Annotated in this window: 8 protein-coding genes; 1 reads left to right on the plus strand and 7 read right to left on the minus strand. The window is 48.5% G+C overall.

Translation table 11 applies throughout. The features are described 5' to 3' along the window. Positions 1-18 precede the first annotated feature (18 nt). On the minus strand, positions 19-1,206 hold the full coding sequence (locus BLU99_RS05505; RefSeq protein WP_091900186.1) for an FprA family A-type flavoprotein: 1,188 nt from the start codon (positions 1,204-1,206) through the stop codon (positions 19-21). A 22-nt stretch (positions 1,207-1,228) separates the two neighbouring features. Continuing rightward, on the minus strand, positions 1,229-2,209 hold the full coding sequence (locus tag BLU99_RS05510) for a carbohydrate kinase family protein (protein ID WP_091900187.1): 981 nt from the start codon (positions 2,207-2,209) through the stop codon (positions 1,229-1,231). 123 nt (positions 2,210-2,332) lie between these two features. Between BLU99_RS05510 and BLU99_RS05515 the strand changes: the two genes are divergently transcribed. After that, entirely contained in the window at positions 2,333-3,586 is a 1,254-nt protein-coding gene (locus tag BLU99_RS05515; RefSeq protein WP_091900188.1) for a M16 family metallopeptidase, read from the plus strand. Here the strand turns inward: BLU99_RS05515 and BLU99_RS05520 are convergent, their stop codons facing one another. Genes BLU99_RS05520 through BLU99_RS05540 form a run of 5 tightly spaced genes read right to left on the minus strand, consistent with a single transcriptional unit; the run spans position 3,587 to position 11,845 of the window. Continuing rightward, complete coding sequence (locus BLU99_RS05520) at positions 3,587-4,738, minus strand: histidine phosphatase family protein (RefSeq protein WP_144006095.1); 1,152 nt, start codon at positions 4,736-4,738, stop codon at positions 3,587-3,589. A 19-nt stretch (positions 4,739-4,757) separates the two neighbouring features. Next, on the minus strand, positions 4,758-7,403 hold the full coding sequence (locus tag BLU99_RS05525; RefSeq protein ID WP_091900190.1) for a GH92 family glycosyl hydrolase: 2,646 nt from the start codon (positions 7,401-7,403) through the stop codon (positions 4,758-4,760). 15 nt (positions 7,404-7,418) lie between these two features. Further along, positions 7,419-9,374 (minus strand): ATP-binding protein, encoded by a 1,956-nt coding sequence (locus BLU99_RS05530; RefSeq protein ID WP_091900191.1) that lies wholly within the window; start codon positions 9,372-9,374, stop codon positions 7,419-7,421. Then, positions 9,367-10,917 carry a PDC sensor domain-containing protein gene (locus BLU99_RS05535; protein WP_091900192.1) on the minus strand — a complete coding sequence of 517 codons (1,551 nt, stop codon included), beginning with the start codon at positions 10,915-10,917 and terminating at the stop codon, positions 9,367-9,369. The genes BLU99_RS05530 and BLU99_RS05535 overlap by 8 nt, the downstream gene beginning before the upstream one ends. After that, complete coding sequence (locus tag BLU99_RS05540) at positions 10,901-11,845, minus strand: PDC sensor domain-containing protein (RefSeq protein WP_176771055.1); 945 nt, start codon at positions 11,843-11,845, stop codon at positions 10,901-10,903. The genes BLU99_RS05535 and BLU99_RS05540 overlap by 17 nt, the downstream gene beginning before the upstream one ends. Positions 11,846-12,006: the final 161 nt, after the last annotated feature.

A 12,006-nucleotide genomic window follows, 5' to 3' on the forward strand; every position in this document is an offset into this window, starting at 1 on the left:
ATCTTTCTGAATATACCCTCACACTGCTTTCAGGCGCTCAGCCATCGCACGACCAAGAGCCTCGCATTGAGTTTTTGTTTCGGGAGTGAGTGACTGTTTGATCTCCACAGGCTCACCAGTAACCTCGAAGTGCAGTTTCTCGTCATTCCATTTCTGGATCTCTGTCACAGCCTTACTAGCCCATCCATAGGACCCAAACCAACCGAGCAGATGGTTCTTGATGTCACGACCTGCCAATTCGGATAACAACACATCCATCTCATGATAAAGACCCGTATTATAAGTCGGTGCACCGACAATGAGCCCACGATAGCGGAACACATCGCGTATAATATATGAATGATGTGTTTTCGATACGTTATACATTACGATATTCTTGACACCAGCCTCTGAGGCAGCACGGGCGATAACTTCAGCGGCACGCTCCGTATTGCCGTACATTGTTCCATAGCAAATCACCAGTCCGGGCTCTGTCTCATATTTGCTCAACGTGTCATAGATTCCTATCACCTTCTCCACATACTCATGCCATACTGGGCCATGGGTAGCACAGAGATAATCGAGTCGGATACCTACCAGTTTCTTCAAAGCATTCTGCACAGGCGTACCATATTTCCCCACTATATTCGAGTAGTAGCGCACCATCTCCAACCAAAATGTGTCTGTATTGATCTGCGAGTCGACTACGCCTCCATTCAATGCGCCAAAGCAGCCAAAAGCATCGCCCGAGAAGAGTACGTGACTCGTGTTTTCCAGCGTCACCATTGTCTCCGGCCAGTGCACCATAGGGGTCATCACGAAGCTAAGCGTATGATTACCCAATTCAATCGTATCGCCATTCTTCACCTCCAACAGGCCGTTTATCACCCCATAGAAGCCCTCTGCCATCTGGAAGGTCTTCTTGTTACCGATAATCTTAATATCCGGATAGTACTTTCTGATTAATGCCAGACTACCGCTGTGGTCGGGTTCCATGTGGTTTACCACGAGAAAATCAATCTTTCTATCTCCGATTACTTCCCTGATGTTCTCCAGAAACTGCACGAAGAAGTCAACCTCCACCGTGTCGATTAGACACACCTTCTCGTCATCAATCAGATAAGAGTTGTATGAAACACCATTAGGCAAGGGCCATAAACCTTCGAAAAGGTTCTTATTACGATCGTTAACACCGACGTAATAGATTTTGTTTACTATTTCTTTCATATCATGTATTATTTTAGGCTGTTTATTGAACAGAATCCTTTTTCTCCGACAAGGCAGCAAAAGCGTCCTCCAACTCTGCACGCTTACGATCTGCGAACACCTGATCCACGCTATTATGGATGCTCTGACACACATTCGCAGAGAACTGTTGTGCTTGATCAATGATCTCGTCCCACTGCTGTTCGGTCAGACCGTTCTCTAGCATCTCTCGGGTGACACCATCCTTCAACAGACCATATACAAAACCTGCATTGAAATTATCACCGGCACCGATGGTGCTGACAGTATTTTTCTGTTCCACAGAATAACGCTTTTCCACACCACCAACGGTGCGCAACTCCAATGGTTCAGCGCCACAAGTATAGATGAAGTTTTTACAGTAGAAAGATATCTGTGAACGATATACCTGATCGCCATTCTCCAGGCCGAACATCACTTCAAAATCCTCCTTGCTACCACGTACGATGTCTGCCAACTCGAAATTTTCCAAGATATTCGCCCTCAATTTCATCACCTCATCACGATGAGAGGCACGGAAGTTCACATCGTAGTAGAGGATAGCCCCCTGCGCACGGGCATGTTCCAGAAATGTCCTCACCTGATCGCGTATAACCGGATTCACGGCATAGTAAGATCCGTACATCACCACATCATCGGGCTGAATGTCAGGATAGGAGAACTCAAGATGATCATGGGGATGATCCTTATAGAAGATATACTCCGCATCGTTCCTGTCATCAAGGAAAGCCAGTGATATCGGCGACTTCGTCTCCGGCCAGATGTTGACCTTACTAGCATCCACATGATTATCCTCCAAAAAATGGATGATGTTCTTTCCGACCCGGTCATCTCCGGTCTCACTGATCAAGGTTGTGTTCAGGCCTGAACGTCCCAAGGATATCAGACCGTTGAACATTGAGCCGCCTGGTACAGCCCCTATCGGCTGCTCGTCTTTAAATATAATATCGAGAATGGTCTCGCCTATTCCTATTACTTTTCGCATAGTTTCTCTTAAACATTACAAATGCAAAAGTACAAAATAAATATGAAATTTACGATTGGAGATACTGCTTTTCTTCAAAAAAGCAAGATGAATTATATTTTATTTTGTACTTTTGCAAACAGTATGACGAAATACAACACGCATACACTCAAGAACGGTCTGCGCATCATCCATCTGCCATCTGCATCGCAAGTGGTATATTGTGGTTATGGAATTGCCGCTGGCACCCGTGATGAACGAATGAATAGTCAGGCAGGACCGCTGAGCGAGGAGGGCTTGGCTCATTTTTGTGAGCATATGACGTTCAAAGGTACGGCACAACGCAACGCCCTTCAGATCATCAATGCCTTAGAAGGTGTGGGCGGAGAACTGAATGCCTTCACTAACAAGGAAGACACCGTTTTCTATGCCGCAATATCGAAGGAGCACTTCACTCAAGCGGTCGATGTGCTCACCGATATCGTCTTCCATAGTCAATATCCACAACATGAAATCGATAAAGAGGTGGAGGTGATTTGCGACGAAATCGAGAGTTATAACGACACACCTGCAGAACTGATCTACGATGAGTTCGAGAATCTCCTCTTCGAGGGACATCCTTTGGGACACAACATCCTAGGCAACGCAGAACAGTTGCGCACCTACAAGACAGAGGACTTCCTTCATTTCGTACGTTGTCACTATCGCCCCGACAACGCTGTGTTCTTCGTTTACGGTGACATCAGTTTCGCACGCCTCGTCAAGAAACTAGAGAATTTAGAATTTTCGAAGGCCATTAAAATGGCCAATCAGCACTGTTGTTCCATCGGGATAGGACGTTCCGTTGATGGTCAATCGATCATTCTCGACAAGGGCACCCATCAAGCCCATGTAATGCTCGGCACCCGATCCTATGCCTTTGACGACCCGCGCCGCATGACGCTCTACCTCCTTAATAACATTTTGGGAGGACCAGGCATGAACGCCCGCCTGAATCTCTCGCTTCGAGAGCGACACGGTCTGGTATACACTGTTGAGAGCATTATGACTAGCTATTCCGATACAGGTATCTGGAGTGTCTACTTCGGTTGCGATCACGCCGACATCCGTCGCTGTCTCCGACTAGTACGCCATGAACTTGACCGCATGATGATACGTCCGCTCTCCGAGCGCCAACTCTCTGCTGCCAAGCGCCAACTGAAAGGGCAGATTGCCATCGCTTGCGACAATCGCGAACAGTTCGCCCTCGACTTCGGTAAAAGCTATCTGCATCTTGGTCAGGAGCGCGACTTGGATCGACTATTCCAACGCATCGATGCTATCAAGGCCGAAGACATCCAACAGGTAGCCCGTAAGTTGTTCGTCCCAGAGCGTCTCACCACCCTGATCTTCCGATAATCACTCTAATGAACATATATGTTCACTAACCTGTTGTTTCAGTTCCTCCCAGTTTCTGAAGCCGAGGGACTTCTCATTGTGCAGTAGCTGCACTAGGATATCGCCTGCGACATTCCTATAGAAAACCATCTGCAGGTTGGCTGCCATCGGCAGAATTTCATCCATGCCCATGCCCCCAGTATCGACACCCATCAGTGTCAGCAGACGATAGAGATTCGTGTCATGTCCAAAACGCAGATCTGCACCTACACCACCCCTGGTAATAGCCGCATCAGCGTCGGCCTCGATACGACGCCAAAGTGAGACGGCACTGCGGGCGGGAATCCCACCGTTTAGACTCTCATCACCATTACAGATGGTCATACGCTCGTTGTTCATCGCATAGACAGCCTCCATTTCCTCTCTTGTGAAGATATCATAGAGAGAAACGTCCAGTTCCACATCCTGTATATCGGAGGCGATAGTATGCAGTTCCGTGAACAATCGCTCAGGATTCTCAACCTTCGACGGATCGATAAACAGTGTCTTGACAAAACGGTCAGTCGAGACCGTTAGTGGCACATGGGTACGGCTCTCCAGAGCCTTCTCCTCTGGCGAGGTATAGGCGATCCAAGCCATATCCTCTTCGCAAGTCACGGGCAAGATATCCAATGAGGGATTCTGTGCCTGAAGTTCGGACAGGAAGTTCAGCATACTGCTTCTGCAACGGCCAACGGTACTAGAGTGAGCTGTCAGATGAGCCTCGGCCGTGAAGAGGTGAGGGAAGCGCTGAAACATTCTTTGGGCAATACCTCGATGCTGACGACCTCCGAGTGGAGTCAGCCTGCCACCATGCCCTTTGGCATTCTTCCATATCAGCGACAGTCGCTTGCGAACGCTCTCGCCTAGGTCCGTCAGGTTTTTCTGATTAGCGAACTGATTGTTTACCCATCTGTACCTCTCGTCGCTGGGCAGCCAGCGCGACCCATGCCGCCCATAGTGTGAGATGTAGAACGCCACATAGCCGTCGGGCACTGGTTGAATGTCTGGCATTGCCACTCCCGACTCTATGGGATAAGCATAATACACACCACCCAACTGCTGGAGTGATTTCTCTTGCGCCATCACTCCTACGACTGCGAAGATTAAAGTAGCAAGCAGTATTTTTCTCATCTGTTGATATTGTCTAATCCTAACGCATCAGGCGCCAGTCGATGCCGAGGGGGTTATTTCTCATCTCCGTCACAAGATACAGGCCGAGCGTCCTGTCGTACTCTATCCACATGTCCGTCTGATCAATATCAGCACGGACATGTATCTTTTCCATGCCACTATCATCCTGACTGCGCCAAGTGATATCATCGTAGAGGAAGAAGCCTTTCTGTCGCAGGTGGTCCATAGCCTGACGGGAGATGAAGGCGACGGTGCCCTGAGACTGATACACAGCACCGTCGGTAGGGATATCCCAACAGAAACCCGTGGCATTCTCCACGACAGAACGGGAAAGGACATACTGTGCCTCCTTGCAAGTAACGACCAGCGTGTCGCCTTGCCAGCCATAGACGAGTGGCCATGTACGGAACTGTTGATTTAACGTATAACTGATATGAAGCGTCTTGGTCGGAGCAAAGTCTGGGTTTGCCCGGCGTAAAGTCTGGGTTTGCCCGGCATAAAGTAGCTGTGTACTGGCATCTGATGATTGTTTTGGCTTCCTCGGGTCTTTAGAGACATAGAACACGAGGTCACCGCCCTGCATCAGGTCGGCATGTGTGATGCGTGCGTCTGTCAATTCACGGCCGTTGAAGGTCACACGCTCGAAGCGGGTGCCCCGCCCTTTGACGACAGCATGCACGGTCTTACCATTACATAACTGCAACAACCATTCAGAGAGAAGCGGAACGTGGAGCAGATAGTAATCCTGTCCAGCATTGGGATAGAGTCCCAGCTGATGAAAGGCGAGCCACGATGACATCGCGCCACTATCGTCATTACCAGGCAGTCCATCGGGTTGATCGCTATAATGCGCTGTAACAATCTGGCACACACGGTCGGAGGTAAGGTCAGGACGTCCTATCCAGTGATAGAGACAAGGGGTGAGGAACGACGGCTCGTTACCCACATTATAGCGCCCTCGCTCAAAGAATAGGTCAAGTCGGCGACGGAAAGTCTCGTTGCCGCCACAAACCTCGATAAGTGCGGCCACGTCGTGGGGGATACTCAGCGAGTATTCTGCCGACAGGGCCTCGTAGAAGAACGTGCTCCACCACGGTAGGTACCAGGGGGCCACCTTCGTCACTGGCGTATAGGGGATGAGAGGCTTAAAGACCTTCGAACGGCCCCAGGGCACGGAGTCAAGCCAGACCCCATCAGCATCACGAGGCATGATATAGCCCCGCACATCATCCCATTCATAGTCGCTACGCCAGAGGTTCTTCCAGTTCTGCGACTGACGGAGAAAACGCTCACAGATATCCATGCGCCCCAAGCCCTTGGCCACCTCAGCGATACAATAGTCGTCGTAGGCATACTCGATGGTACGAGTGCCGGCACGGTCTATGCCATAGGGGATATAGCCCAAGCGATTATACTCGAGGAGACCGCCCCTTCCATGCTTCTCATGATCAGCTCCTGGATCGGACTCCGCATCCTTCAACATCGCCTCAAGAGCCAGATTGTAATCAATACCCTTCAGTCCTTTCACATAGGCATCGGCAATGACCACATCGGCATTCGAGCCGCCCTGCGTACGACCGTTACAGTCACCACTGCGTGCATCGGGCATATATCCCTCACGTCTGTAGATATTCAACAGAGCGTTTACAATATCAGTCTCACGCTGCTCGTCGAGCAGGGTGATGAGCGGAGTTGACGTACGATAGGTATCCCAGATAGCATAGAAATCATCGTAATAGGGTGTGTCCGCCCACTTCGGGTTCTCACCAGTCTTGTCGACAGGCATCAGCATCGTGTGGTAAAGAGCTGTATAGAACATCCGACGCTGAGAATCGGAACCTTTGATCTGCACCCTGCTCAGCAGCTGCTCCCAACGTTCGCGAAGCCTGCCTAACTGCGTGTCGAAGTCGCAGTCGGGGATATTCCGCCTGGCCTGCTGGGTACTGACATAGGAAATGCCGATCCTGATATTGACAAGTGTGTCAGAGAAATGAAGGGTGGTCGTCTGTCCACTACCTGCAGAGGAGAACGGCCTGTCACTAGTCAGAAAGAAATAGACCGTATAGGCATCACCATTGTTCCAACCTCCTCGGACACGAGAGAAACCACACGCCTCATGGTCACCCATCACCTCTACCTCAGCATCGACAAACTGCTGCTGTTCACGCAGATCAGGGATAGAGTTCTTACCCAGATAATGAGTGGCATTGATGAACAGCAAGCCTTTAGTTGGATAATGGATACGATAGAAGGCACACCGCTCAGAGGTTGTGATCTCCGTACAAATGCCACTCTCGAAGGTCGTAGCATAATAGCCAAGCGAGAATTCCTCTTTAGCACGACGCTGCTCGTACGTTTTCTGATCCTCGTTTCCAATGACGGGTTGTATCAGGATATTACCATATTTCTGTCCCCCACCCGTACCACTAACATGAGTCTGTGAGAAGCCCGTCACCACCTCCGGCATGGGAGCCCATCCTGCATTTGGTTTTACTGTACAATCGGGACCTGGTTTACACATACCAAAGGGCATCGAAGGACCAGGAAACGTGCGCCCCACGCCCTCACTGCCAATACGCGGATCGACATCGTGCCATACTTGTGCCACCATTGTTATTGAGACAAACAGGAGACAAGCGGTAAGTATTACTATACTCTTTTTCATATTGATTACGGATCATTATTTCGGTACCTCGATGATGGCACGACACCCTTCCTGATAGGTGGTATCAAATAGGAGATCACCACCTAAACCAACAGCATGACGCTTGGCCAAAGGCAGACCAAGACCAAGGCCCTCAGACAGATCATCAACCTTCGTGAAAGGTTTGAAGATCAGATCCTGGGATTCTTCCGGCATTCCTGGTCCTATATCCTCGACGATAAAGCGGATAGATGTATCCGTCTGTGAAACACGCAATAGGATATGCTGACCATCAGAGTACTTGGCTGAGTTGTAAAGCAACTCTCGGAGTGAGCGTACCAGATACAGGTGATTAGTCAGGATACAGAAGCTATCACTCAGTTCCGACACAAAAGAGATGGTCAGACCAGGGAAATGGGTTTTTGTATATTCGATGCTTTCCCTAGCCAGTTCGTTACACGACACCTCATCACTTCTACGACTCAGCAACTCCTCAGAAGCTCCTGTTTCCGAACTATCGAAGAGCATAAGTACCATACGTTTCAGGTGGATGGCATTGTACTTCATCATACCTGTGATGTCATGCAACTCCTTATCGTGAAGGGCGCCACCCCCGCCGTCATTGTGCGACGAGAAGCTGTCGCGCAGCACATTCGCAAAACCAAGAATGATGTTCAACGGTGTACGTATCTGATGCGACACGTTCTGTATAAACAGACTCTTCTGCTTAACAGCCTCTTCTGCCATCTTCATGGCATGCACCAATTCCTCATTACGTTCCCGGGTCTCTTCTGTGGCTTGATGAATACTATGCATATGCTCATGGAGTGAGCGCTGCATAGCTGCAAAGCTGTTTTGCAACTGACCAAGGACATCTTCACGTGTGGAAGTTGGAATCATTTCATCATAATTGCCATCAGCTATCTTCTTCGAGAACCCCATCAACTGATTAATGGGCTGAATGGTACGACTTACAGAGCGCCTACACAACCATAGGATGCCCAGTAGCCCGACGATGATAAGTGCGATGACAACATAGGTCAGCCGGTGATAGCTCTTTAGGATATCACTATCTGGACAAACCAGTGCGAGGCTCCAGTTTGTACCAGGTACTGGACGGTAGCACACATGGCAGAGCTGATCGTCGATGGTGATGTGCATATTTCCTTGTTTACCAGCCGTCATCTCATGCCCCAAGGCAATCCTGTCGGAATGAAGAACGGGATCAGCATCAGTAAAGATGGTCTTCCTAAAAAGACGCATCGTATCGGGATGGATAAAGTAACGCCCATCGCCGCCAAGGAGAATAAAATAAGTATTGGGAAGGCTTTGATCAGTGGAGTTGAGAATTCTGGAAAGTTGACTGAAAGCGAGATCCACGGAGATAACCCCCGCGATGTGCTCGCCATCTGGACGAAGGGGTTTACAATAAGTAGCGATAGCCTCATTATAATCGATTGCTCCTTCTGTATGTTCACAGAAAGGATCCACCCAACAAGCCTTCCCAGAGTCTATCGGAGCCTTGTACCATATCTTGTCGAAATAGTCGAAGTCTGGTTCACGGACGGTGATAATCGTATCACCATCATTGATGGTGAAGACAGAGAAGTAACGGCCATATTGAGGAAATGTATTAGGCACGGCGCTGACGGAACAACTACGTACCTGACGGTTAAGGCTCACAATACGGTGAGAGGTCGACTGCAACGAATCGGGTGTGAAATGCTCTTCAAGGAGCCACGTGTTAGCATCGGTCGAGGTCTCTATCGTGCTCATGTAGTTCCTGACACGTTGTGTCATAGTATTAAGCATACTGTTAGCACGCTCCGAGGCTTCCTGACGGATAAAAAATCGCGACTGGAGGTATAATGCACCCAAAGCCGCGATAAAGGTTGGTGCGACCATCAGCAGAATGCCAAGACAGAGTTTCGTTGAGAGACTTCGTCTAGGCGAGTGAAACTCGGATATTAGTTTTCGAAAGATATTACTCATGAGACTCCTCCTTCTTCTTTTCGAACTTCACCCGCCGTCCCATCGTCTTCTCCGTATCATTTCCTGCGACATGAAGCAGATGGTTAAGTTGGTCAATGATGACGTCGGTCTGTTTCTGAATATTGCTAACTTCGTGATCAATCTCCTCCTGACTGATATCGTGATAGTTGTTGCACAAGGTTGTGACACTCTTGTCGATGGCGTCTGAAGGTCCTGTCATCTGATTGGTCATGTAATGAAGAAAGGTTGTCTTCGTGCGATCAGCCTCCTGAGCCCTCTTATAAGCTTTCCGTAGTACCTTACTGCGTTCACGCAGTGTAGTTGACAACTCCTTCAACTCGCTGACATGAGCTACTAACGACTGCTGCATCTTCTTGAAGTGGTCCTGTAACTGTCCTACCTCATCTTCTCGAGTGGTGTCTGGAATCACTTCGTCGTAGTTACCATCGGTTATACGCTGTGTCGAGCGAGTAAGCATATTCAATGGTAGCAACTGACGATGTAAAACTGTACGACAGAGTACAAAGAAGAGTAATAGTCCGATAATGGCAATAGCAACCACATAATAAAGCAGTCTGTTGTATTCACCGAAGATATCTTCCTCAGGATAAACAACACCAATACTCCAATGGAGGTTCTCTAATGCACGTCCCGGCACCTCCAGACACTTGAAGGGTTTGAAGAATATATACCATTTCTGGTCATCCATGTAGAAAGGCTTAAACCCCGACTCACCAGCCACCATCGCTTTGCCAACCTTTAAGACCGAAGGGTCTGCACCTTGATCCATCTGAGAGAATACCGTCTGATGCAACAGCTTTTCCGGATCAGGGTGTACGATATATGAACCGTTACTCGCCAATAGAACGCTATAGCCATTGTCGGAGGGTTTGGCAGACAGAATAATTTGCGACAGTTGACTAATGGCTAGATCGACGGCCACCACTCCCACACACTTTGCACTACGATCGTAGATGGGTAAACAGAAAGTGGAGATTGCCTCACCCTCGGTACTATCGTTCTTCAATGGGTTCGTCCAACAGGTTCGCCCAGTCCTCATAGGTTCAGTATACCATACCTGCTCCGTATAGGGTCGGTTGGCGAAGGTCTCTTGCGTCACCAATTCCGACTGACCACCAGAATTCTCCCTGTTGTCCTGACGATGAACATAGGCCATAAACAATTCACGATCAGGATAATAATTCGGTTTAAAGGCAATTGCACAACCCACGATATTGGGGTTACACTCTACGATTTTCCGACTATAAATGAACATGCGATCTGGTTGGTCAAGATGTGCTAATAGTTCCCAATAGAAGTTGCCAACCGACTGCTCCACGCCCAATAGGATGTTGTCGACATGCTGCGCCGTTCCCTCCAGTGTCTGCTCCGCATCATGCATTGCCTCTTCCCTTAAAGCCTTACGCGAAAAGTAGAACATCACTGCCAAAGAAAGCGAGAGCAGCAACGCAATCTCAAAGCAAACCATCAGGCTTAGTTTGAGCGACAGAGTCTTGGGAATGAATCTAGACAGCCTCAACATATCTCATACGACGACATATCAGCCACACCACCACTATTCCCGCCACAGCGACAGACAGGAGAACCAGCCCCAGCCAAAGCAAAGGCTTCTGGGTATCCTCTCTCGGCACTACGACAGCCACCGACCAATCAATATATTCTATCGGTCCATAATATACCGTCGATGGCACACCATCGATCTCCATATCAACCATTCCGCTTTTCTTCTCTTTGAGGTCGCAAATAATGTCCTTATCCTTGATTGGTACACTCTTCTCCACCGGATAGGCAATACAACCACCATCTTTGTTGAGGACAACGGTATAAAAGTCGAACTTCCTATTCATACGATACATATTCAACATATCGTCCTCTCTGCCATCATCGTCAATCTGCTGCAGTTCCTTGGTCAACCATTCAAAGGTCATGTCCGCTCCGCAAACACAGACCAGATGCCCTGCCACGTTGTAGATTGGTTTAACAAAGGTGCAATAATGACCACTAATACTCGTTCCGTCATAGTAATAATATGGTTCAGACCAGAAACTCTTTCCCAGTTCCTTTGCACGTACATACCAGTCAGACTTCGTATAGTCATGACGGGCTGAGCCCACTTGTCGAACAACGAACTCACTACTATCGACATGGTGCACATAAGGCTCAAACCACCTTCCCTTCTGCTCGAAATAGTTGGGTTCGAAGGCAGCAAAATAGCCTCTCACATCAGGGTTCAGACTTGTCTTACTTTCCAAGGCAGCGACCACCGTTTCTGGAGAACTCATGTGTTTCTCTACTTCATCGAATACGTTCTTTGCATTCATCTCCATACCTCTGATGGTTTTGGCAATCTTTTCGGAAGCGACATTCATCATACCTACATAACGGACATGGGACTCTGCTCTTACAGCATGATAGCATATCCTGAAAGATAAGGCTAATACGACTATCATGACTACCAACATTGTCAGTAATACATATCGACTTAACTTATTAACTATAGGTTTGGGTATCTGTTTCACGGATCAATCTTTCTGGTTTATGGCTTTTAGTAGTGCAAAAGTATTGCTTTTTTTTCTGAACACCAACACATCCTCCCGTTTTTTTATATTTA

It is taken from the genome of Prevotella sp. lc2012 (assembly GCF_900107065.1).
Taxonomy (GTDB): Bacteria; Bacteroidota; Bacteroidia; order Bacteroidales; family Bacteroidaceae; genus Prevotella.